This is a genomic window from uncultured Mucilaginibacter sp. (genome assembly GCF_913773635.1).
GTDB lineage: Bacteria > Bacteroidota > Bacteroidia > Sphingobacteriales > Sphingobacteriaceae > Mucilaginibacter.
The window spans coordinates 239,734-263,768 of the sequence record NZ_CAJYGQ010000001.1 but is presented as its reverse complement, the minus strand read 5'-3'; the positions used below and the strand labels follow the sequence as shown (position 1 = coordinate 263,768).

At 42.5% G+C, this 24,035-nt stretch carries 25 protein-coding genes and 1 tRNA gene; 14 read left to right on the top strand and 12 right to left on the bottom strand.

The window, feature by feature from the left end; all coding sequences use genetic code 11:
* Positions 1-151: 151 nt before the first annotated feature.
* The 6 genes from QZ407_RS01060 (at position 152) to QZ407_RS01035 (ending at position 5,611) form a co-directional block, all read left to right on the top strand.
* Positions 152-1,486 (top strand): rhodanese-like domain-containing protein, encoded by a 1,335-nt coding sequence (locus tag QZ407_RS01060; protein ID WP_295767212.1) that lies wholly within the window; start codon positions 152-154, stop codon positions 1,484-1,486.
* Positions 1,486-2,163, top strand: coding sequence for a tRNA (5-methylaminomethyl-2-thiouridine)(34)-methyltransferase MnmD (mnmD, locus tag QZ407_RS01055; RefSeq protein ID WP_295767211.1), 678 nt, complete (start codon positions 1,486-1,488; stop codon positions 2,161-2,163). Before QZ407_RS01060 ends, mnmD begins: the two co-directional genes overlap by 1 nt.
* Before the next feature lie 74 nt (positions 2,164-2,237).
* A complete protein-coding gene (gene mazG / locus QZ407_RS01050; protein WP_295767210.1) occupies positions 2,238-3,041 on the top strand; it encodes a nucleoside triphosphate pyrophosphohydrolase in 804 nt (267 codons plus the stop codon).
* A 68-nt stretch (positions 3,042-3,109) separates the two neighbouring features.
* On the top strand, positions 3,110-3,547 hold the full coding sequence (locus QZ407_RS01045; protein WP_295767209.1) for a hypothetical protein: 438 nt from the start codon (positions 3,110-3,112) through the stop codon (positions 3,545-3,547).
* A 41-nt stretch (positions 3,548-3,588) separates the two neighbouring features.
* Positions 3,589-4,143 carry an RNA polymerase sigma factor gene (locus QZ407_RS01040; protein ID WP_295767208.1) on the top strand — a complete coding sequence of 185 codons (555 nt, stop codon included), beginning with the start codon at positions 3,589-3,591 and terminating at the stop codon, positions 4,141-4,143.
* Positions 4,136-5,611 (top strand): outer membrane beta-barrel protein, encoded by a 1,476-nt coding sequence (locus QZ407_RS01035; RefSeq protein ID WP_295767207.1) that lies wholly within the window; start codon positions 4,136-4,138, stop codon positions 5,609-5,611. Before QZ407_RS01040 ends, QZ407_RS01035 begins: the two co-directional genes overlap by 8 nt.
* A gap of 5 nt (positions 5,612-5,616) precedes the next feature.
* Here QZ407_RS01035 and QZ407_RS01030 read toward each other — a convergent pair whose 3' ends face one another.
* Positions 5,617-6,837 (bottom strand): FtsX-like permease family protein, encoded by a 1,221-nt coding sequence (locus QZ407_RS01030; protein WP_295767206.1) that lies wholly within the window; start codon positions 6,835-6,837, stop codon positions 5,617-5,619.
* An 89-nt stretch (positions 6,838-6,926) separates the two neighbouring features.
* Between QZ407_RS01030 and QZ407_RS01025 the strand changes: the two genes are divergently transcribed.
* From QZ407_RS01025 to QZ407_RS00990, 8 genes are all read left to right on the top strand, one after another.
* Complete coding sequence (locus tag QZ407_RS01025; protein ID WP_295767205.1) at positions 6,927-8,183, top strand: DUF1343 domain-containing protein; 1,257 nt, start codon at positions 6,927-6,929, stop codon at positions 8,181-8,183.
* 82 nt (positions 8,184-8,265) lie between these two features.
* Positions 8,266-9,183 (top strand): methionyl-tRNA formyltransferase, encoded by a 918-nt coding sequence (gene fmt, locus QZ407_RS01020; RefSeq protein WP_295767204.1) that lies wholly within the window; start codon positions 8,266-8,268, stop codon positions 9,181-9,183.
* Between the two features lie 170 nt (positions 9,184-9,353).
* The gene (locus QZ407_RS01015; RefSeq protein WP_295767203.1) at positions 9,354-10,163 is read left to right on the top strand and encodes a PASTA domain-containing protein; all 810 of its coding nucleotides are present in this window, start codon (positions 9,354-9,356) and stop codon (positions 10,161-10,163) included.
* Complete coding sequence (locus QZ407_RS01010) at positions 10,126-10,458, top strand: rhodanese-like domain-containing protein (protein ID WP_295767202.1); 333 nt, start codon at positions 10,126-10,128, stop codon at positions 10,456-10,458. The genes QZ407_RS01015 and QZ407_RS01010 overlap by 38 nt, the downstream gene beginning before the upstream one ends.
* 19 nt (positions 10,459-10,477) lie before the next feature.
* Positions 10,478-11,533, top strand: coding sequence for an endolytic transglycosylase MltG (gene mltG / locus QZ407_RS01005; RefSeq protein ID WP_295767201.1), 1,056 nt, complete (start codon positions 10,478-10,480; stop codon positions 11,531-11,533).
* Complete coding sequence (locus QZ407_RS01000; RefSeq protein ID WP_295767200.1) at positions 11,533-11,940, top strand: thioesterase family protein; 408 nt, start codon at positions 11,533-11,535, stop codon at positions 11,938-11,940. The genes mltG and QZ407_RS01000 overlap by 1 nt, the downstream gene beginning before the upstream one ends.
* A gap of 9 nt (positions 11,941-11,949) precedes the next feature.
* The gene (locus QZ407_RS00995) at positions 11,950-12,927 is read left to right on the top strand and encodes a YihY/virulence factor BrkB family protein (RefSeq protein ID WP_295767199.1); all 978 of its coding nucleotides are present in this window, start codon (positions 11,950-11,952) and stop codon (positions 12,925-12,927) included.
* A gap of 104 nt (positions 12,928-13,031) precedes the next feature.
* Positions 13,032-13,116: transfer RNA gene (locus tag QZ407_RS00990), tRNA-Ser, on the top strand.
* A gap of 594 nt (positions 13,117-13,710) precedes the next feature.
* Here the strand turns inward: QZ407_RS00990 and QZ407_RS00985 are convergent.
* The 11 genes from QZ407_RS00985 to QZ407_RS00935 all read right to left on the bottom strand — a co-directional run bounded on the left by QZ407_RS00985 (position 13,711) and on the right by QZ407_RS00935 (position 24,032).
* Positions 13,711-13,947 carry a hypothetical protein gene (locus tag QZ407_RS00985; RefSeq protein ID WP_295767198.1) on the bottom strand — a complete coding sequence of 79 codons (237 nt, stop codon included), beginning with the start codon at positions 13,945-13,947 and terminating at the stop codon, positions 13,711-13,713.
* A gap of 125 nt (positions 13,948-14,072) precedes the next feature.
* A complete protein-coding gene (locus QZ407_RS00980; protein WP_295767197.1) occupies positions 14,073-14,315 on the bottom strand; it encodes a hypothetical protein in 243 nt (80 codons plus the stop codon).
* A 344-nt stretch (positions 14,316-14,659) separates the two neighbouring features.
* Positions 14,660-15,049 carry a hypothetical protein gene (locus tag QZ407_RS00975; protein ID WP_295767196.1) on the bottom strand — a complete coding sequence of 130 codons (390 nt, stop codon included), beginning with the start codon at positions 15,047-15,049 and terminating at the stop codon, positions 14,660-14,662.
* A gap of 60 nt (positions 15,050-15,109) precedes the next feature.
* Positions 15,110-15,991, bottom strand: a complete 882-nt coding sequence (locus tag QZ407_RS00970; protein WP_295767195.1) for a manganese catalase family protein — start codon at positions 15,989-15,991, stop codon at positions 15,110-15,112.
* A gap of 175 nt (positions 15,992-16,166) precedes the next feature.
* Complete coding sequence (locus tag QZ407_RS00965; protein ID WP_295767194.1) at positions 16,167-16,583, bottom strand: DUF1810 domain-containing protein; 417 nt, start codon at positions 16,581-16,583, stop codon at positions 16,167-16,169.
* 25 nt (positions 16,584-16,608) lie between these two features.
* Positions 16,609-17,607, bottom strand: coding sequence for a TIGR03885 family FMN-dependent LLM class oxidoreductase (locus tag QZ407_RS00960; RefSeq protein WP_295767193.1), 999 nt, complete (start codon positions 17,605-17,607; stop codon positions 16,609-16,611).
* Positions 17,608-17,625: 18 nt separating this feature from the next.
* On the bottom strand, positions 17,626-17,889 hold the full coding sequence (locus QZ407_RS00955; protein WP_295767192.1) for a SemiSWEET transporter: 264 nt from the start codon (positions 17,887-17,889) through the stop codon (positions 17,626-17,628).
* Positions 17,890-17,899: 10 nt separating this feature from the next.
* A complete protein-coding gene (locus QZ407_RS00950; protein WP_295767191.1) occupies positions 17,900-18,151 on the bottom strand; it encodes a hypothetical protein in 252 nt (83 codons plus the stop codon).
* A 492-nt stretch (positions 18,152-18,643) separates the two neighbouring features.
* Positions 18,644-18,886, bottom strand: coding sequence for a hypothetical protein (locus tag QZ407_RS00945; RefSeq protein ID WP_295767190.1), 243 nt, complete (start codon positions 18,884-18,886; stop codon positions 18,644-18,646).
* A gap of 523 nt (positions 18,887-19,409) precedes the next feature.
* On the bottom strand, positions 19,410-20,888 hold the full coding sequence (locus tag QZ407_RS00940) for a RagB/SusD family nutrient uptake outer membrane protein (protein ID WP_295767189.1): 1,479 nt from the start codon (positions 20,886-20,888) through the stop codon (positions 19,410-19,412).
* Between the two features lie 12 nt (positions 20,889-20,900).
* Entirely contained in the window at positions 20,901-24,032 is a 3,132-nt protein-coding gene (locus QZ407_RS00935) for a TonB-dependent receptor (protein WP_295767188.1), read from the bottom strand.
* Between the last annotated feature and the right edge of the window lie 3 nt (positions 24,033-24,035).

Genomic DNA, 24,035 nt, shown 5'->3' with positions numbered 1-24,035 from the left:
TGTAGCTGTTTAGCTACTGTTATAACAACACATTAAACGCCTTTGGCTCTTTTGTGTTTGTGCAAATGCGGCAAAGCCCAACGCATGATGGCAGTTGGCTGACAAGCACGCGTTTGCCTGCTTTGGGCAAAAGCTTATCTTTGCAGCACTCATGTTAATACACCAGTTTTACGATACCGACCTTTCCCATGCATCGTACGCAATATTGCGCGCAGGAAAGCTTATTGTTATTGATCCCGCCCGCAATCCGCAGCCTTATTATGATTTTGCAACATTGCACGAAGCTGAAATTACAGGCGTAATTGAGACTCACCCCCATGCCGACTTTGTAAGCTCGCACCTTGAAATACATGAGCAAACCGGTGCCACCATTTACGTAAGCCGTTTACTTGGTGCTGCTTATCCGCATCAAACCTTTGATGAAGGTGATGAAATTGAACTGGCTGATATCAAATTAAAAGCATTGAATACTCCCGGCCATTCGCCCGATTCTATTTGTGTGCTGGTAGAAGATGAGAACGGCCAAACCACCACTCTTTTTAGTGGCGATACCCTTTTTGTTGGCGATGTGGGCCGTCCCGATTTGCGCGAGGAAGCCGGTAACATTACCGCAAAAAAAGAAGACCTGGCGCGCCAGATGTATCAAAGCACCCGCCAAAAGCTAATGACCTTGCCCGAAAGTGTAGCCGTTTACCCTGCGCACGGCCCCGGCTCATTATGCGGCAAAAACCTTAGTCCCGACCTTCAAAGCACCATTGGGCGCGAACTGCGCGAAAACTATGCTTTGCAGTTAATGGATGAGTTAAAATTTGTCAAAGAGTTAACATCTGATCAGCCTTTTGCCCCAACATATTTTGGATATGATGTGGAGCTTAATAAAACAGGTGCTCCTGCTTACCAGCAATCAATAAAAGCTATTGAACGTTTAGCTGCCAATGCTATTTTGGACGAAAACATTTTGGTAGTTGATACCCGCGCCAAAGCTGAGTTTAACAACGGGCATGTACGTAATGCCATTAACATACAACTGCAAGGCAAATTTGAAACCTGGCTTGGCGCCATTGTTGAACCCAAGGAGGCGTTTTATTTAGTAGGCGCTGATGAGGATAAGTTGGAATTAGCCATTAGCAGAGCCGCCAAAATTGGATATGAGTTGCAGATTAAAGGAGCTTTGCTAAACCCGGAGCAAGCGGTTAACCAATCTGCAGAACTCGACCTAAACGATTTCAAGATCCATCCCGGAAATTATACAATTGTTGAAACACGCAATTGGAATGAAATAAATACAGGACTAATATTTGAAGGCGCTTTAACCATACCGTTGCCCGAATTACGTAAACGCATAACCGAAATACCAGCAAACAAGCCTATTGTAGTGCATTGCGCAGCAGGTTACCGGTCGGCGGCGGCACGCAGTATAATCGCAGCGCAAATAAGCAACGTACCAGTATATGATTTAGGCGAGGCAATAACGGAATTTAAATAATGAACCTATCTATCGTTACAACGGCCGACGGCTCAAGGAGTATCTATAACGCAGAGGTAGGCGAAAATTATCATTCCAAACACGGTGCTTTACAGGAAAGCAAGCATGTGTTCTTAAACGCAGGTTTAAAGCATTTCCTCAATCACAAGCCATCTAATGAGGTATCTATACTGGAAGTAGGTTTTGGTACCGGGCTTAACTTTTTGCTCACTGCTGATTACTGTACAACCGAAAAGCTCAATCTTCACTATACCGGCATTGAGGCGTTTCCTCTTAACAATGATTTGATTACTCAAACTGGTTATAATGAATATGTAGAGCCTTTAATATGGTCTGCATTTCAAGATAATTATACGCAGGCTTTACAACAACAGGTTGCAATTAATGAATTTATTGAGATACAGATCGCTCATACTGAACTGCTCCGCTTTGAAGCCAATAAGTTGTTTGATGTAATTTATTTCGATGCATTCGCAGCTATCCATCAACCACACATGTGGAACGAAGCCGCTATAGGTCATACCATCAAGTTTCTGGCTCCTGGAGGCTTATTTGTAACTTATGCCATTACGGGCAACCTTAAACGCATGCTTAAATCATTAGGGCTTATAGTTGAAAAAGCACCCGGTGCTCCGGGTAAACGAGAAATGCTGCGCGCTACCAAACCGCTGTTATAATTTCGATTTTAGGCCTGAAAACCATAGTTTTTAGCTTAAGCAAGCATTGCTTACTTTTGTTAAAAAAATAAACTATGGCTTTAACTCCTCCGGCTGCGGCCCAGGCTCCTGATACTGCATTTACCCGTTTACTTAAAATAATGGACGACCTGCGTGAAAATTGTCCGTGGGATAAGAAGCAAACCCTCGAAAGCTTACGCCATCTTACCATTGAGGAAACGTACGAACTATCGGACGCAATTTTAAGTAACGATTTAAATGAAATCAGGAAGGAATTGGGTGATGTAATGTTACACCTTGTCTTTTATGCCCGCATAGCGTCTGAAACCAATGCCTTTACCATTACCGATGTATTGAATGGTATTTGCGATAAACTGATTACCCGCCACCCGCACATTTACAGTGATACTGAAGTTAATGACGAAGCCGACGTTAAACGCAATTGGGAAAAAATCAAGTTAAAGGAAGGCAACAAATCAGTTTTGGGCGGCGTACCTGCATCTTTACCTGCACTGGTTAAGGCATCGCGCATACAGGAAAAAGCGCGTGGCATTGGCTTCGATTGGGAAAACAAAAGCCAGGTTTGGGAAAAGGTTGAAGAAGAGATGCAGGAATTCAGAGAAGAATTTAATGCCGAAGATGACACCATGATTGACAGGGATCGGGCGGAAAGCGAATTTGGCGACCTCATGTTTTCACTCATCAATTACGCACGCTTCATTAACATTAACCCCGAGGATGCTCTTGAAAAAACTAACAGGAAATTTATTAAACGCTTTCAGCACCTTGAAAAAAAGGCACAGGAGAACGGCAAGCAATTACAAGATATGACCTTAGCCGAAATGGATGTTTACTGGAACGAGGCCAAGAAAATGTAATTATTTTAATGCTGCTGTTACGTTTGTAACCTTACGCACGTAAGGGCATACGTAATTGTTTTATTGATATGAGGAAGCATTTAGTTTATGTTTTATTAAGTGCAGCGATGGGTTTGAGTAGTTGTTTAAAGGGCCCCGAGCCTGATAGTACACCTGCTATACAACCGCAGGGAAACTTTGCAGGACAGTTTACCAAAATTCACCGTAACGCGTTGAATAACAAACGCGACACTGTAAAGCTAAACATACAGTTAAAACTAACCGGTAATAAGTATGAGGTAATTAATACAGATGAAAGGCACGCCGCAAGCAACGGTGCTTTTGAGTATAACCGCCAGTTTATAGTGTGGTATGATAATACCATAACTACAGCGGCAAACCTTAATCTGCCCCCCTACCACTTGCACGGCCAGTTTGCCTATCATTTTGATGGTTCAAATTTTAGTTTTTCTGCGTCAGACTATGCTGATACTGTAAAATACGTATATGCATTAAAAAAGCAATAAAGTTTATTGATAAAGTAAAAAACACCTACGGTATTTTTTGAATGCACGATAACCCCAGCAGCGCTGAACAGGAACTTATACAGCGCTGTAAATTAGGCTCACTAAAGCACCAGGAACAGTTGTACAAGCAGTTCTATGGCTATGCTATGGGTGTAGGCCTGCGTTATTGCGCTAGTCGTGACGATAGTTTGGAGGTAGTAAATGATGCTTTTATAAAGGTTTTTGGCACTATTGAAACCTTTAATGCCGAGCGCTCATTTAAGGCATGGCTACGCCGGATTATAATTAACACGGCAATTGACCGCCGCCGTAAGGATCTTAAATATCAATTACACACCGATATGGAAAACGCACACCATATTGGCCATAACCACACAGCCGTATCACAGCTTAACGCAAAAGATATTTTAAAATTAATGGACGATTTGCCCGCTATACAGCGCACCATATTTAACATGTATGAGATTGACGGATACAATCATGATGAGATTGCAGATATGCTTAGCATACCTTCAAGCTCATCACGGGTGTATTTAAGCCGGGCTAAAGAAAAACTAAGAAAAGCATTAACAACGGAGGCACATACTCATGAGTGAACAGTTGGATAATGAGTTGAGAAAGCGCATAAGCGAGGTGTTTGAAAACTATGAAGACACCGCTCCTTCAGAAGAAGGATGGGCAATGCTGCGCCAAAAATTTCCAGAAAATAAATCAAAACGCATAATACCTCTATGGTGGATGGCAACAGCTGCCATGTTATTAATTTTGAGCGTGTTTGCCATTTGGTTTTATCAGCAGCCCGGCAAAACAACTGAAAATTCAGGACAATCTGTGGTTAAAACCACAATTAAACGCATTGTACCAAACCGTGATTCTCAAAAAACGGTATCACCTGAAATTGTAGCACCAAACAGTTTAGCAGCCGGCAACAACAAACAAAAGCAGCCATCAATAAATCAGCTTCCGGCAACAAACCATAGCATTGAGGGTAGCACTGGGTTATCTGCTAAGGTTGGAAATTCTAGTGTTGTTCCCAATACTCAAGCCTTGCCTTTGGAAAATAGCATTGCCGGCAGTGTTATCAGCCAATCAAAATTGGCGGCAAATTCAGGCAGTGTTCTAATGCAAAACAAAGGCATAGCAAGCTATGGTGCTGATAGTGCTCAAACAAATAGCCAGGCAATGATTGTGCAGCAAAAGTCTGTTGCACCTGATCAACACAAAAGTATAATTGCAGTTAAAAAAGATTCGGCTGCTGTTGAGGCGGGCCAGTCGCGCATGGCGGCATTCTTAGCCAACGAACAAAAAAAGGAAGATGCGCTTGATAGAGGTAAAAAAACAGGCGAAAAGGCAAATCTTGATAAGAAAGTAATGTATGGCGTTTACGCAGCTACATATTTTAATTACGCCGAGGGTAGTAAAAGCCAGGTAAATGCAGGAGCTGGTTTCAGTACTGATATACGCCTGAGCAAAAACTTTAAACTCTCAACAGGGGTTGCCATTGGCCGCAATACGCTGAGCTACGAAAACCAGCCCGTTTCTGCAAGTCTGCAATCAGACGCAGCCTATGCAAGCAACTTTGCCAAAGTTGAAGTTATTCCTATATCAAACCTCAACCAGTTAGGATTTACGCCCCTAAGGGTTGCGGCGAGTCCAACAATATCGGCTTATAATATAAGCCTTACCGGGCTTGATGTTCCCGTAAACATCAAGTATGAATTTAACCCGCAAAGGTCAGATGCTTATATATCTGCCGGTTTAAGTTCGGGCACTTTCATAAGCGAAAACTTCAGATATAAGTTTGATAGCAACATCAGGGATGGTATTGCCACATCAAATACATCATCCATACCCGATGCCACCTCAAGCAAAAGCTTTACCGGCTTTAATTTCGCGCGTACGCTTAACTTGTCAATGGGAGTGGGTTACCAGCTAAGTAGGCACAATCGCCTGGTTATTGAACCGTTCTTTAAGTATCCGTTGGGTGGCTTAGGCTCGCAGCAAATACGATTTGGTTCGGGAGGGGTGAATCTTCAGTTTAAATTTCAGGGATCAAAAAAATAAGCAGCTTATTTAAAACGTATAGCTTTAACCGGTTGAATGCGACTAACCAGCATTGATGGTAACAGCAGCACTAAAAGGCAAATGAATAATGTGCCGATGTTTAACCAAACTACATCGGCCAGTTTTAGCTCAATAGGTACAAAGTTCATGTAATACGAGGCCTGATCAAGCTTAAAAAAGTGCGTTTGCTGTTGAAACCAGCTTATACCGCAACCAAATAAGTTACCAAGTAATAAGCCCACTCCTACAAGGTATGCTGCGTTGTATAAAAACACTGCTTGTATACTCCAGTTGGTAGCTCCCAGGGCTTTAAACATGCCAATCATTGCGGTGCGTTCCAGTATCATAATAAGCAGGGCCGAAATCATGTTAATAGTGGCTACAATAACCATTAATATCAACATTACCTGCGTATTAACATCAAGAAGGCTAAGCCATTCAAAAATAGCCGGGTATGTTTCGTCAATGGTATATGAACGCAGGTAGGTAGGCAAAACATCATTAAGCTCAGCATTAGCCAGTGCAAGGTCATCAAAGTTCTTTACCTGAACCTCAAAGCCTCCGGCCTCGCGCGGTGTCCATCCATTTAATCGCTGTATAACCGCCATATTGCCAATAACAAACGTTTTGTCAACGTCTTCCACTCCTACGCTGTAAATACCAACAATATCAAGCTTTCGCTTACGCATGGGTTCCTGTATAAAATACATCAGCAAATCATCTCCTACCTTGAGCTTAAGGCGTGATGCAATGCGGCTTGACAGCATTACCTGGTTTTGCGCTGCTGCCGAATCTTTAAAGTTGATGATTTTGCCACTTATCATAGCGGTTTTAAACGTATTCCAGTCGTAGTTCTTATCAACGCCTTTGAGTACAACACCTTCAATTTCGCCGTTAGCTTTTATAATAGCCGGTTTGGTGGCATACGGTACAATGCCCCTTACAAGTGAACTGGCTTTAACTTTACGTACAAAGGCCGTATCAATCATAAACGGCGAATTTTCATACGAAAAGTTATTATCAAACTTAGTTACCTGAATATCGCCGGCAAAACCACGCACCTTTTCCTGAATTTCGCGTTTAAACCCTTTAACAATGGCTATCGACAGAATCATTACGCCCAAACCCAGCATAATGCCAACTATGGCAATACGCACAATGAGTTTTGAAAATGTGCGCTTGCTGTTAAACGTAAGCCGCGAAGCAATAAAAGATGAAAAATTCAAGGCAAACAGTTTTTTTGTACTTTCGCAAATATGCAGATTTAGTGCCGTAATTGGCATGTGCATTACATCATACCTCATACATTTTTCACATGATAAAACATATTGGCTTTAGTATTGGCTGTTTGCTGCTTAACCTGGCAACATCATGTGGCACGGCCAAGGCGCCCGTGCATGTAACGCAAAAAAACAAAAGCGTCCAAACCAAACAACAAAGATTGCCGCAGGCCGCACAAAACGAAATTATTACCGGTGCCGATCAAACTGCAGCATACATTGGCTACCTTAAAAACCGCAAGGTTGGTATGGTGGTTAATCCAACTTCTATCATCGGCAACAATAAAACCACCTTGGTTGACAGCCTCTTGAAACGCGGCATCAGCATAAAAAAAATATTTGGACCCGAGCATGGTTTTCGTGGCGATGCCAGCGATGGCGCAAAAGTTAACAATGCAGTGGACGCAAAAACAGGCATTCCGGTTATTTCTCTGTACGGAAGTAAAACCAAACCAACGCCCGCCGATTTGAAAGGCATTGATTTGATGATATTTGACATTCAGGATGTTGGTGCGAGGTTTTACACCTATATATCAACGCTGCATTACATAATGGAGGCTTGTGCTCAAAATAACATTGAACTTATGGTGCTTGACAGGCCCAACCCTAACGGGTTTTATGTTGATGGCCCTGTGCTTGACACTGCATTCCGCTCTTTTGTGGGTATGCACCCCATACCGGTGGTACACGGCATGACCATTGCCGAGTACGCGCAAATGATTAATGGCGAAGGATGGCTTAAAGGCAAAGCTAAGTGTAAGCTTAAACTGATTAAGATAGCTAATTACAACCACGCAATGCCTTATGTACTCCCTGTAAATCCATCTCCTAATTTAAATTCTGCCCAATCGATTTTACTATATCCCGGCATTTGTTTTTTTGAAGGAACTACGCTGAGCCTGGGCCGCGGTACGGCATATCCGTTTCAAGTTGTTGGGCACCCGGCATTAAAGGGTAAATACAGCTTTTCATTCACCCCTAAAAGTATACCCGGCGTAAGCGACAATCCGCCTCAAAAAAACGTGGAATGCTACGGAACAGATTACCGCAACTACAATACTGATACTATTCGTAACGAGAGACGCCTGAATTTAAACTGGCTTATTTCGTTCTATCAAAACTTTCCGGAGAAAGCGAAGTTTTTTAACGCTTACTTCACCAAACTGGCGGGCACAAACAAGCTGCAAAAACAAATAGAAGCCGGGCAAACCGAAAAGCAAATACGCGATAGCTGGGAACCTGAACTAAGCCGATTTAAGGAAACAAGAAAAAAATATCTGCTGTATAATTAACTTTGTTTATGGTTTATGAATGCGCCTGTTATTCGTCGACTGTAACATTTAACCCAAACTGTCACCTGTGAACTAAACATCTATGAGAATAATTTTTATGGGCACGCCCGACTTTGCAGTTGCATCGTTGCAGGCATTACTTGAAGCCGGAAGCAATATTGTGGCCGTAGTTACCGCACCCGATAAGCCCGCCGGCCGTGGGCAAAAGCTTTCCGAATCGGCAGTTAAACAATTTGCGGTAGCGCAGGGCCTTAAAGTTTTACAACCCGAAAAGCTACGCGATCCTGAATTTTTGAATGAATTAAGAGCATTAAAAGCCGATTTGCATGTTGTTGTGGCGTTCAGAATGTTGCCCGAGGTGGTTTGGAACATGCCGCCAAAAGGTACCATTAACCTTCATGCTTCGCTACTGCCGCAATACCGGGGCGCGGCACCAATTAACTGGGCTATTATAAACGGCGAAAAAGAAAGCGGCGCTACTACGTTTTTCATCAAGCAGGAAATTGACACCGGCGCAGTACTGTTCGTAGAAAAAATAAGCATAGATGACGATGTTACTGCCGGAGAATATCATGACCGCCTAATGATTAAAGGTGCAGGTTTACTGGTTAAAACCGTAAAAGCTATTGAAAGCGGGCGTTATACCGAGCAACCGCAGGAGCAACTTACTGATGGACGCGAACTTAAACATGCCCCTAAAATCTTTAAAGAAGATTGTCGTATAAACTGGAATGAACCGGTTGAAACCGTGTACAACCGCATAAGAGGCCTCAGCCCTTACCCTGCTGCGTTTACCGAGTTGAATGGCAAAACCTTTAAGATATACAAAGCTCAAAAAAACACCGAAACACCTTCAGAAACACCGGGCACATTTAAAACCGATAACAAGACTTACCTCAAATTTGCCTGCAATAACGGCTACATAAATGTAACCGAGGTACAATTAGAGGGTAAAAAACGTATGGGAATTGAGGAGTTTTTGCGCGGCGTGAAATTGTAAGTATCACAAAAAAATGTGCTTAAATATTGATGAAGCAAGACAATTTGGGCACGGCATCTTTTTTCCTACCTTTGCCAATTGCCACTCAACTTGGCTTTGAGGTATAAAGTGCCGATATATTAAGTTATGTTTGATAGAGCAGTTACAAGCAAAAACAATCACAGCCTCAGATGAAGCAATTCTGGACTTACTTAAAAACAAAAGATTTTCGATTTCATATTTTAGGTGCTATTGGTACAGTGGTGGCCGTTGTGTTTATTGCTTACCTGAGTTTGGGCTTTTACACACGCCACGGTGAGGGCATACCGGTACCTCAACTTAAAGGGCTTACTGTTGACCGCGCTACGCAATTATTAGAAGAGCAGGGCTTTGAGTATAAAATTGATTCGGTTTACGTTCAGGATCAACCGCCGGGCACCATCATTGAACAAGACCCTGATGCCGGCACTAAGGTTAAAGAAAACCGTACCATATACTTAACCATGGTAACCACTCAGGCACCACCCGTTAATTTGCCCGATTTAGAGCAGAGCACTTACCGCGAAGCTGTGGCTATATTATCAAACAACGGTTTAAAGATTGGAGATACCACTTACCGCTCAGATATTGCCCGCGACCGCATACTTGAAGTGCGTTTTGGCGGACAGGTGATAAAAACCGGGCAAAAGCTACCTAAAGGTTCAATTGTTGATTTGGTGTTAGGAGATGGTGCCGGTGCAAACGAGGTTGATATACCTGATTTAGTAAATCAGGACCTTGATGCAGCACGTTTTGCTATTAGAGGTGCAGGGCTGAGCATTGGCAATATAACCTATGAAGGAACTATTACCGATTCAACCAACCTTATTGTAGTGAGCCAGTTTCCGGCTAAAACCGATTCAACTTCCAAAACAAGTATTGGTACACGTGTAAACTTAACTGTTACCCAAGGTAAATCAACAAATGAGCCAGAGCCTCAACAACAACAGCAAGAACCCTGATATTAAAGCAAACGAGCTGCTGGATAGGCTGAAACTTGGTGAAGCTTTGAAAGTGCTTGATGTAAGGGAGCCAATTGAATACCATACTTATAACATTGGCGGCACCAATATATCTGTTGGTACTCTGATGGACAGGTTGGACGAACTGGAATGGAATGAAGATGACGAAATAATTCTGGTTTGCAAGGCCGGCGTAAGGAGCCGTACTGCGCAATCAATTTTGCAACAAAACGGTTATATCAACACCCGCAATTTAACCGGCGGACTTACCGCTTTACAACGCTTAAAAAGTTAACATCTATATCAAATAAAATATGGATACTCAAAAACCGTCATCGGGCGGTACATTTAAAAAATTTATTGTGGCTTTGGTAGCCATTGTAGTACTTGCGCTTGGCATAACCGGTTTGGTTTATTACTTGCGGTGGTTTGGCCCCAACGTTACCAATAAGCAAGAGTACCTTTACATACGTACGGGAGCCGGTTTCAATGAAGTTTATGAAACTATACGCGAGCAAGGCATTGTTAAAGACACCACTACATTTTTGTGGGCTGCCCATAACATGCACTATGTAGACCGTGTTAAACCCGGACGCTACAAACTAACAGAAGGCACCAGCAACCGCAAGTTGATTAATATGCTAGCTTCGGGCACACAGGAGCCGGTTAAACTGAAGTTTAAGGGGTGGCGCTTAAAGCAACAATTTGCAGGGCATATTGCTAAACAAATTGAGGCAGATTCAGTTGCCCTGCTCGGCCTGCTTGATTCAACTAGGTTTGTTGAAAAATATGGCTTTAGTACCGAAAACGTGTACACCATGTTTATGCCGAATACCTATGAAATGTATTGGAATACATCAGCAGGGCAGTTTTTTGAGAAAATGCACAAGGAGTATGAAAAGTTTTGGACGGCAACCAGAAAGCAACAGGCAGCCGCTCTTAACCTTACTCCTATCCAGGTGTCTATATTAGCCTCTATTGTTGATGCTGAAGCTTTGCATGATGATGAAATGCCCATGATTGCAGGCTTGTACCTTAACCGCCTTAAACGCGGTATAAAGCTAGAAGCTGACCCAACCGTTATTTACGCCACGGGCGATTTTACCATTAAGCGTGTATTGCGCAGGTATCTGTCTACGCCATCGCCTTACAACACTTACAAGGTTACCGGTTTACCTCCCGGCCCTATCATGATGCCATCAGTTAATGCTGTTAAAGCAGTGCTTAGCCCTAGGGAGCACAATTATATTTATATGTGCGCTAAAGAAGATTTTAAAGGCTACCACAACTTTGCCAGTACGGTAGCTGAGCATATGGCTAACGCCCGCCGTTTTCAAAAAGCGCTTGATGAAAGGGGAATAAAGCGTTAATGTTCACCTATACTACCAAAGTGCGGGTTCGTTATGGCGAAACCGACCAAATGGGTTATATGTACTACGGAAACTACGCCGAATTTTTTGAGGTGGGCCGTGTAGAAATGCTCCGCAGCTTAGGGCTTACCTACAAGTGGATGGAAGAAACCGGCATCATGATGCCCGTGCTTGAAATGAAATGCCGTTATTTAAAGCCTGCACTTTATGATGAGGAAATAAGCATCAAGGTAACTATGGACAAAATGCCCGGTGTAAAAATACATTTCAGTTATGAGCTGTTTAACGAAAAGCAGGAACTCATTCATATTGGCGAAACGCTGCTGGCTTTCATAAACATGAAAACTAACCGCCCCAGCCTGCCACAACAGGAATTTTTAGACAAACTCAAACCATTTTTTGAGTAGATTTGATTAATGGACTGGCTGCACAGGTTACTACTCAAAACAAGCATTTACCGAGCTTTTTTAGAGTGGACAAAAGGGGTTATTTTGCCCGGCTTTCGTCCGCTGCCGCTTTATACCGTTGCAGTTTTCTTTATCGGTGAATTACAAAAAAGTTCGCTGGTTAATAAAGCGTCTTCTTTGGCTTACAGCTTTATGCTGGCATTTTTTCCTGCCACCATCTTTTTGTTTACGCTTATACCCTTTGTGCCCATTAAGCACTTCCAGGAGACCTTATTTGCCCTTATAGAGGTTATTTTACCCAGTAATGCATTCGAGGCCTTTAAAAGCACGCTAACCGACATCATAAAAAACCAAAACGGCAAACTGCTTTCAGTTGGTTTTGCATCAGCCTTATATTTTGCTTCGAACGGCGTTTATAAGCTCATGCAATCATTCAATAAATCATCTTTAATACATGAAACCCGTAGCATTTTAAGGCGCAGGCTGGTATCAGTTTACTTAACTATACTCATCAGTTTTTCGCTGGTATTTGCTATAGCCGTACTTATAGCCGGTCAAGCATTGATTGGCTTCCTTAAATCACACTTTTTTAAAAGCTGGCATTTATGGCGTTGGCTGCTTTCATTAAGTAGCTGGTTTATTGTAGTGATGGTATTTTTTACTGTAGTGTCAATCCTGTATAAATACGGCCCGGCCCATAAACGCCGGTGGAGATTTTTTAGTCCGGGATCAATATTAGCTACGGGATTAGCCGTGTTGACATCAATTGGATTTTCTTACTATATCAATAACTTTTCATCATACAATAAAGTTTACGGTTCTATAGGCACGCTTATAGTAATGATGATATGGTTGTACATAAATTCACTAATTATTTTGATTGGTTTCGAGTTAAATGCCTCTGTTGACCTCTCTAAACGGAGCATTAAAATTGTAAAACCGCGCCAAAACACATTCCGCGGGCCCCGAAACAGGCATTTACAATAAATTATTGAATTGATAATAAATGGGTTACAAACAAAACGCTCGAAAACATGAAAATATTGCATTTTCAATTTGTCAATTCGGTCCGGATTTGTACTTTTGTCCCCGGAGAGTTGGCAGAGTGGTCGATTGCGGCAGTCTTGAAAACTGTTGACTGTAACAGGTCCTGGGGTTCGAATCCCTAACTCTCCGCAAAACTAAAAAGCCCTGTAAATGCTAAATTTACAGGGCTTTTTTAATAGGTATAAATCCCACGAAACTAATCTTACATCTATTATAATTTTAATGCTTTAAGTTTTGTATAAACACCGCTTTCACAAAGCAGAGCAAAGACTTCATTTCCTCTATTTAACTCAGCATAATTCTATAAAGAAAATCACATTAACCTGTAATAAGGTCAATATTGTGAATGGACCGCATAATTGAGTTAGTATTGCTAACTGGCTTATAATCGATGCAAGCGTAAACTTTAGTACAACTAACCGAGATGTGTGGACTTTAGTTTAAAAGTATTAACTCACACATCTACATAAAGACTTTATAGCGGTTATTAGCGATATTAATAAAGCTTAAACATTGAGGTAAATAGCTCGGCGTGGCAAATTGACAAACTTAGGCTATAATAAAAACTATATGTAAAGCTTCAAGTAGCTTAAAGAGGAAAGAACCGATACCTTTGATGTCAGTTTGTAAATAGCGCTGCTATGTTTGCAACTGATTTTTTATGTATCTACTCAATGAGGGCATGGCGACTGAAGCATCATTACTTATGAAACTTTCATTTTATTAAGGTTGCTGCTCGTCGTTTACGTCTACATCATTACTGCTTGCTTGCGTTTCAGTTTCAACCCAAGGCTGGTCATCAGCGGCGTTAGCATTATAATTTTTAACTGGTCTATCATCGGTGTTAATTTTATTGGCATCAGAAGTGTCCTCCACTCCGCTTGCTGTTTGCTCAACATTTGTCGGGTCAGCCTGTCCCTTTGAGCTATATCCAGGGTGATTTTGTTCGTTGGTTTGCATAACTTTTATAATTTGGTTTAAAAGAATAACAGAGCGTTTATAGATGAAGTTAGAGAGCGGAAATTGATTGATCTGCTCACAATTTATATACATTCAAGATCTGAGCTAAGAACAGATAATATCACTTAATGAGGATTTACGTTCTTAGGCTGCTTGCTCCTGTCGGCGAAATAAAAAACAAGACTCAACGCAATAAGTACGCCGCCTGCAAACACTGGTATTTTGGTTCCCCATTCACCATTCAACGTCTCGCTATGCCTTTCCGAGCCATGCGAATCGACAGGGTTTGATTTCTGTTTATAAATGAAGTTGCCTCCTATCAGTAAAATTATACCAATAACGGCTAACACGATACTTAGTCTTTTCATGCTGGAAGTTTTTGTGATTTAATGATTACGCTTTTCTTCGTTGCCTTTGCTTTTACGTATAATAAGCCAAAGCGCAAATGCGATAAAAATAATTCCGGATGTTACTAAAAATGGTACAAACATGGTTTTGAAACTAGTTGGTAATTAGCGATGAACGGCCTACTTCGCATCACTGCTATCAGCAGTCGGGAATCCGTCTTTATGCATTTGTTTCTGGATAGATTTAACGTAGCCTTTCAAAAAACTGTTGATGCTCTATGGGTCATAGGTTACTGATTGTGCTGCCCAAAGCAATTCCTCCGTTTTGGTATGGTATAATTATTTATGACCTAACATTAAATGCGTCATATTCCCCGTGCATCAAGTAGTTCAAGCTGATCAATAAAGGGGCTGCGTCTGGTAAATAAAGCAGCACCGAAGGAAAGTAGTCCTAAGAGTAAGTGTGGCAGGTAAACGTCTACATAAAACTTGTACAAGAACGGCGATACAATGAGTATAAAGCCAACAACCATATCTAAAAACAAATGTAGTTGCAACGGAAATACTTTTATTAAACCGCCTTGATGATTAGTAAAAACGGTCATGAGCAGCTGCATTGATCCAAGCAATAAAGGCAGAAATAGCGCAGCCCCTCCAAAACGGTAAAAACCAAATATCCAAGGAGATGCGGTTATTAAAATGCCGCCAATGTAATCAAGAACTGCATGAAAGTTTATAGGAACAAAAGTTTTCATAGGAAAAATAAACAAGGGCGCCGGTAAGCGGTACCGGCACCCAACCAATAAAACATAAACCTACGGAAGTATGGTATCTTTGATATTTTCAAGTATGCCCTTATCGTTGCCGTCAACCATTTGCTGGCTTTGGGCATAGCCTTTTACATCCGGCGGACCTAAAACCGGCTCCTGTCCGTACGGGCGAGCGTGCACAAAGCTGAACTCGCCTTTGCCATCAATTGATGGTCCGCTTGTCCAGCGTGCATCTGGCGGTGCCGGTTTTTCAATATTTGTAGAAACAAACTGGTATTCAAACTGCCTGATCTGGTCGCTCATTGGGAATGTATTAGGAATAGGCAAATTCTCTTTCACGCCTCCCAAATCTTCAATTACAGCAAGCCACTGATTTTGATGCATGGTATCACGGGCTATTAAAAATGCAAGCATATCTTTCATTCCAGCATCATCGGTTAATTCCCACAGGCGGGTAGCTAAAACACGGCCGGTTGATTCGGCCATTACGTTAGCATACATATCGGCTGCAATGTTTCCGCTGCCCACTACCCATGAGCCATTAAACGGCACACCGTTACTATCAACAGCCATAGCAGCAAGGCCCGATGATAGCACATGTCTTGGGTCCATTCCACCTAAAATGCTTCCAACTATAGGATTCTCTCCTACAACTTTATCCCTTAATTCATTGGTAGCGCCCTCCAGATTAAGCGCAACGGCGGTGCTCAACATTTCAATGTGCGAGATTTCCTCAGTGCCGGTATCCAATAGCATGTCACGGTACTTGCTAGGGCCTCTAGCTCCCCAGGCTTGAAACAGGTATTGCAAACAAACTCTGATTTCTCCTTCAATGCCGCCAATGGCCTGTTGAAGTAGTTTGGCAAATGCCGGATTTGGTTTTTCTACGCGTACTTCGTACTGTAGCTTACGGTCGTGGTAAAACATACTTTTTGCGTTATTTATAAAACATTAGTGTTTTCTTCCTGACGATCGGCAAGTATGTTGGTGGCCTGAAAGACACATCAGGCGGTAGGAAGCAGAAGCAATTATATAATGAGAACCAGTGAATTCGAAATTAGTTTTAACTAATAATTAATATCAAACACCATACATTAAACATTTAATCTACAGATAGCTTTTCAACTGTTAATTCATCTTTTCGGCCCGAATAAAATTTATTTAAAACGTCCTGGAACACTTTATCACCATCAGGAACGAACGCAAATAAAGTCATTGATGAGCGTAGTTTTATATCATCAGGGCTGCCCATTACGTAATTAGCATCATTTGAAGGTGTGCCCAGCAGAGCCTTACTAATTTCAATTAAACGGGCCCCTAGCTCGGGGTGTTTTAAATAGTCTTTTGCTTCTTCCAGGTTTTTAATGCCATAATAGTTTGCTAATTCACTACTGCCTAACCCTTTTAATTGCGGAAAAATGTACCACATCCAATGGCTTCGCTTTCGTCCTTGCTTAATTTCTGACAAAGCGGTTTCGTAGTCTTGCTCCTGTACTTTTATAAACCGTTCAAGTTCCATATTTTCTAATTATATTACTGTTAAATCATTGATGTTTAGCATGACTGAGGTTTTCAACTTTAAAACCTTCTTTCAGTTCAGGTATAATATATCTGCCAAAATCTTCAATAAAACGCTCCTGACCAAGGTTTACGTTATGTAGAATTAGATCACTAACATCAAGTTCACTATAACTCCGTATGATTTTGATGAATTCATCCTTGTGGGCTGATATGTGCACATGGTCATACATATCCTGTGGTTTTACGTGTAATGCCATCTGTTCAAAATCTGCAGGTGTGCGCGTATCACTTAATACATGGCTGTCAAAAATATTAGTACTCCACTGCTCACATGCCCCTGCAAGCGCTTGTTGCTCGGTAGAAGCATAAGACAATTGAACTTTTAATATAATAGGCTTCGCTTTGCCACCATTACTTCTGAACGCGTGTATTACTTTTTTTAAATGCTCTATAGGCTGGTGTGCTGTCAGCAAGCCATCAGCCCATCGCCCGGCCCATGCAGCTGTTTCGGGCGAAAGTGCGGCACAGTATAATGGCGGCTGTATTTGAGGTAGAGTATACAGGCGGGCATCGCGTACTTTTACCACTCCATCATGATTTATTGTCTCTCCACGTAACAATCGTTTGATAATTTGCGCGCATTCCAGCAATCGTTGATTACGCTCAGGTTTTGCCGGCCATATGCCTCCGGTTACTTGTTCATTGATAGCTTCTCCACTACCCAGGGCTACTTCAAACCTACCAGGAAACATCTCAGCAAGAGTTGCGATGGCCTGAGCTACGATAGCAGGATGATAACGCTGACCAGGGGCGCATACCATACTAAAGGGTAACGATGTACATTGCATAGCCGCACCAAGCCAGGCGAAAGAAAAACCGCTATGGCCCTGATTTTCATTCCATGGTTTGAAATGATCAGATGAATTAATAAAATCAAAGCCGGCCTCTTCGGCCAACTTAGCGAGCCTAAGCAAACTACCGGGAGAAAATTGCTCGTGAGAGGCTTGATATCCTATGCGCATATAAATTTGTGTGTGTGATTATTTATTTTTACGATAGCGGAAACGCAAATAAAGCATAACCAAGTCGAGTATTACTGCAAGTACATTTGTTGCAATAATGGGTAAGTCATTTTTTTGAAGTCCGTACCAGGTCCACAATACATTACCTGCGAGGAGTACTATAAACATAAATGGCGAAACCTCAGATGCCTTTTTAGTTTTTATAGTACTAATAATTTGAGGCAGGCTTGCAGTTGATGTACAAATTCCGGCAACCAAACCCAATATTTCCAATACATCCATACTTACAACATTAAAATATCTTGCCTTGATTATCCCAATGATCTTTGATCACGTCGCCAACTTCGTTAGTCACTATTCGCCGTGTAAAACGTTCTCCCGTGATACGGCCTTGTGCGTTAGCCTTACCCATAAAAAGTAATACCGGTCTTCCTATCTGGTCAGTATCAAACCGGAGATCGTACCGGCCCATGCTCCGTTCGATAGTAGTGTGAGGTTCATAGCTTTTGTCAAGTATTTTTTGTAGCTCTTTTCCTATCTTCATAATTGACTAAATTGTTGATTTGGCTTATCGATTAAATTTATTATTAATATACATATTTAACCATTAATTAATAGATAGGTTTTATTCCTGAAAGCTATATTTAGAAATTCTTTTGAAGATTTTAAGAGAATACGAGTGCTACGCTTTATTTGAAATGATTGGTTGTGAATAAATAGATATAATTGCCTACGTAGCGTATTTTCAGCAATCACCTTATTAATATCGGGGTTGCAGCAAAAATCAGTAGATATTGATTTTGGACATATGCTTGGATTGGAAACCAGATCTTAAAATGGCAATAACCCCAAGGCTTAAAAAATACATACCACACCCTACGGAAACTCAATCTTTTGAGCATCTCGCAAGGCATGGTAGGTTCTGATTTTATAACGAACGTTATTAAACTACCAAATGATTTAAATATAAGGTAGCATGCACAGGCTGGTTGTAACGCTTATTGCGCGATATTAGTTTAGGTTATAAGATTACCTTTCAACTGCTTTTATTTTGACTATCAGTAATTTTGCGCTCATACTGATAAGCCGTTGGGGCTGCGCCTGATTTTTTATCTTCATCCACATCAGTCGAATTTTCTTTCAGCTCATCAAGTTGATCTTCTTCATTAGCACCCTCTCTTATCTCGTTCCCAGATAATGCGTGTGAATTACCTTGCGGCTCATTTTCTGACGGATAGTTTTGTTGCCCCGGAGCCATGCTTTCATTTTGTTCTGCCATGTTATTTAATTTTAACGATTACTGATAATTAACGCCACATATATTAACCAATAATTAAATACAACAATTCGACATTATGTTTTAAATGAATTTGAATTACATAAATACTAACAAAACTTAGTACTTGCAGCGCATTAATTACTTAATAGTTAAAACAATTTCATTTAATGGGGATTATTAGTTTATGAAAAATTCAATTAAGACTGGCATAGTTGCGTTAGCGATATCATCCTCTTTATTTGCCTGTAAAGGCTCTAATTCATCAAGCACTGAAGCGGATTCGAGCACCATCGATACTACGATTAAAGTAGATAGCAATACGATTGATTCGCCTGCAATGGCTGATACGCCAATGGTGGATAGTCCTTTGAGAAGGTAATTGAATATTGAATTATAGAACGTAGTTTCTTTGCAGCATCGAGCCAATAATAATGGAAAGAAGCGCTTTCAATGTAAGGCTTTGAAAACGCTTCTTTTAAATTATCATTTGCAAATTGATTTACATTTGCTTGCAGGTTATTCGCTACAAATTGGGATTTGTGTTAACCTCGTTAACCGGGATTGGAAACAGGTAGTACACACTGTTAGGCACCAAATTGCTATTGTCAGGAAACTTGAGCACGTAATGACCTTTGATAAGCAAATCGGCATTGCCAACACGTATAGTCTCAACTGATTCTTTACGTACCGGGGCGCGTTGCAGGCGCAGCAAATCGTACAGCCTGAAACCCTCCCCCCATAGCTCGCGGCGGCGTTCGGTTAGTATCTCCTCAATTAGTGTGGCTTGGGTAAAATTAGCAACTACAGCTACGGGCAAATTGCGTTTAACCCTCACCTCATTAAGCGCGGCTATGGCTCCGGTTAAATCGTTTAAGCGGGCTTTGCTTTCGGCCTCTATCAACGCCATTTCCGATGAACGCATGAGCACAATATGGCCCGATTGATCAGCTTTGTTGACGAATTTTTTGTACTTAATCCAGCGGTACATTGGGTCGGTTGAGGTGGTTACGGTCTCAAACAGTGTTTTGCGGATGTCGCCATCGGCAAACAACTGCTTAAAGTATGGGTCGGGCATAATAGAGCGGTAGCCTGCCGCCGGGGTAACATCAATGTAAGCAAAGTACGATGCTCCGCCCAAATTCTGGTCGGCCTGCTGCGGGTGCCCCCAAATCCATTCTACGTTGCTTACGTCGTTAAAACCCTGGGTGTATTGCGCGGCTTCCATAATGTTGTAACCGGTACGGGCTTCGCGGGCTTTGGTAGCTGCCAGTGTCCAGTTTTCCTGTGTTAAATAGGCTCTTGCTAGTAAGCCTTTAACTACATTGGCGTCGGGCCGGTTTTTAACCTTGCGTACAAAGCCTGCAAGTAGTGTTTCGGCTTGGGTTAAGTCGCCAATAGCCTGGTTGTACACCTCCTCAACCGTGGCACGCGCTTTAGGTACAGATGCTGGGCTGGTTGGTTCGGTATACATAGGCACCGCTTTTGCGTTTTTATCCTTAGCATAAGTAAACTGGTATTGCCTTACTAAGTTTAGGTATACAAAGCCTCTTAATGCCAACGCCTGACCTTTTAAGTAGCGGCGTTCCGCATCGGTACCGCTGGCGTTATCAACGTTGGCCAAAATATTGTTGCAATTATCAATTACCTTATACTGAAAGCTCCAAAAAAACAAAGCCCTGCGAGTGGTATTGTCAAACGGGTCTTTATACGGGTACGAATCGCGAAAGCCATACACACCATCGCGGGCTATGGCATCCTCGCCCATTACCTCCTGCGTGAGGGTAATGGCCGACAAGCCTGGATTATCCTGCGAAGTGCTGGTTTCCATCAGGTAACGCAGGGTACCATTAACTAAAGCATCAATGTTTTTGGTTGACGAATAGGTTTCGCTGCCGGTAAGATCGCCCGATGGCGAGGTTTCAAAAAAATCATCCTTGCAAGCCGATAGGCTTAATACGATGGCTACAAAAAGTATTTTTATGGTTGTGTATTTAAATTTCATGACGGTTGCTTATTAAAATGAAAGGTCGAAACCGAAGGTGTAAGTTTTTTGGGCCGGGTAACGGTAAAACGTAACACCATCAACTGCCTGCTCGGGGTCCATACCCTTGTGGTTATACCAGGTAAACAGGTTCTCGCCGCGGCCGTAAACCCTTACATTTTTGAGGCCTATACGGCTTGCCCATTGGCTAGGCAAATTGTACGTTAAACTCACGTTTTTTAAACGTGCATAAGTGGCATCATGTAAAAACCGTGTAGATATGCTGTTCCAGTTGGTAGTGGTTGTAGTTAAGCGCGGCACATCTGTAATGGTGTTTTGCGGAGTCCAGCGGTTCAGTATTTCGGTACCCCAGGTCCGGCCCGTATTTTCGCCGGTGTGCAAAATCATCACCTCGTCTAAGTCCAAAATTTTACCGCCAATGTTGTAAGCCACTAAAGCATACAATTCAAACTGTTTGTACTTAATGGTGGTGTTAGCGCCGCCATAGAGCTTTGGCAAAGCACTGCCTTGAAAATACTGATCGGCCTCAGCGTATACGCTGGTTGTGGTACGCCCTGTAATGGTACGGTTGCCAGCAGCATCAACAGCATAAATATTTTTGTACCATAATGGTTTACCATTTGCCTGCTCAACACCTGCCCATTCGCGTATATAAAAATCATATACCGAGCTACCCACGATCATTTTTTTGGTTGAACCTAACTGGCCCACATTTCCGGCGATGATTTCTTTTTGCGGAAGCTTGGTAATCTTGTTGTTGTAGTGACCAAAGTTGAAGCCAAGCGTCCATTTTACATCTTTGCTTACAACAGGCACCAGGTTAATCTGGCCTTCGTAACCATTGTTACGCATCGACCCAATATTGTCGTCAATGGCTGTATAACCCAATGATGGTGCCAGCGGACGGCTGAATAACAAATCTTTTGAACGGCGCTGATACACCTCAAAGCTGCCGCTGATGCGGTTATCAAGAATGGCAAAGTCTACACCCGAATTAAAATTGAGGTTGGTTTCCCACTTTAGACCAGACGTTGGCAGTCTTGAAGTAACCAAACCAGCCTGGCCTAAGCTATTATAAATAGAATACAAATCCTGGTACGCATAGTAGCTACCCAGGTTATCGTTCCCCTGTGCACCGTAGCTACTACGTACGGTTAAGCTGTTCAACCATGATACATCCTTTAAAAAAGATTCTGACTTGGCATTCCACGATGCACCAACCGACCAGAAGTTGCCCCATCGCGACTCCGGGCTAAAACGGGATGATCCATCTCTACGAAAACTTGCCGACAAGTAGTACTTCTGATTAAAGTTATAATCTATTTTCCCTAAAAAGCTGGCTAGTTTGTATTCATCGGCATTACCGGTAAAGCTATTGAGTAGCGATGCCGCCGCCGGCTCAATCTTGTCCGAAAAACCGAAATTACTCCGGCTTCCCGATAGGCTGGAAATGTTAAGCACGTAAACCTCCTGCCCTGCCAGTATATTAAAGTGGTGGACGTTGGCTACATTAAAAGTATAATCTAACAGATTGTTAATGGTATAACCCACCGTGCGCGATGAATTTTTACTAACCGACCCACTACCTGTTACGCCCGAGCCGAAGGTTGGATTCGTGTATGACAAACCACTACGATTGTTATAATCGGTGTTAACGCTGCTTTTAAGTTTAAGCCCGTCAAGTATGTTTATTTGTATGTTTCCGCGCAGTATTAATGCGTCTTGCTTGTTGCTGTACTTGTTCAGCTCGGCTATGCCCAGCAGGTTGTTGCCTGTCGCGGCAGCGCTTGGGCGGTAGTTACCAAAATCGTAAACACGGTTGCCGCTGGCATCTAATTTAAGGGTACCATCAGCGTTACGCTCATACACCGGGTAAATGTCTGACACCAAACGACCGAAGTTGGCGAAGTTACCCTGGCTGCTATCGGTTTGTGGTGGTGAATCCTGACTGGTGCTTGATGCAGCTACGTTTACACCTGCCTCAAACCACTTGTTAACCTTAGTATTATAATTAACACGCGTATTATAGCGGCGAAAGTGTGATCCGATGATGAAGCCTTTATCATCCAAATACCCGCCCGATACAAAGTAACGCGAGTCGGCGCCGCCTCCACTTATACCTAAATCTACCTGCTGGCGCACACCGGTACGACTTAATGATTTGCTCCAGTCATCATCCCAAAGCGGGGTTGCGCCGGCTACCAATTTGCCATCTAACCCAACCGGGTTTGGGAACGCAGAACCATAAGGATTGATTTTTAGGTTGCTTACCAGTTCGCTGGTGGCATATTGCGCAGCCTGTGCTGCAGTGTTGCCCTGATCGAGCCGGTTGTTGCGCAAGGCTTCCCATTGTAGCTGGAAATAATCATTGGTGCTTACAAAATCATAATCTTTAACCGCACGTGATGAATATCCTATGTTAGAGTTTAATGTTACCGTAGGCTTAGCGTTATACTTACCGCGCTTTGTAGTGATAATAATTACACCATTTGCACCACGCGATCCATAAAGCGCACTCGCCGAAGCATCTTTTAATACTGAGATAGACTCGACATCGGCCGTATTGATAGCATTGATATTACCCGAAAACGGAATACCATCAACCACATAAAGCGGATCGCTCGATGCATTAACAGAACCAATACCCCTAATGCGAATGCTGGCCTCACTACCTGGCTGCCCGGCTGGTGCTACCGATTGAACACCCGGTACTACACCTTGCAGCGTACGGCTAATATTTGACACCTGGCGTTTTTCCAAATCGGCAGCGTTTACCACCGATGCCGAACCTGTGTAGGTAGCCTTGTTAGCAGTACCGTAAGCCACCACAACCACCTCGTTAAGGTTGTTATTGGCGGCCTTTAATTGTACCGACAAGGTGTTACCGCTCACCGGTACTTCTTTAGCTTCAAACCCTACGTAAGTAAATACCAGTGTATTTTCGGCTCCTTGAAGGGTGATACTAAACTTACCGTCGGGGTCGGTTTGAGTGCTTTTTCGTTGTCCTTTAATGTTAACGTTTACGCCGGGCAAGGCCGTTGTGCTACCCTCCTGGGTAACTGTTCCGGTTACCTTGCGTTCCTGTGCATGGGCAAGGGCTATCCAGCCCGTTAAAAACAGGAATAGTAAAAATCTGAATTTCATAAA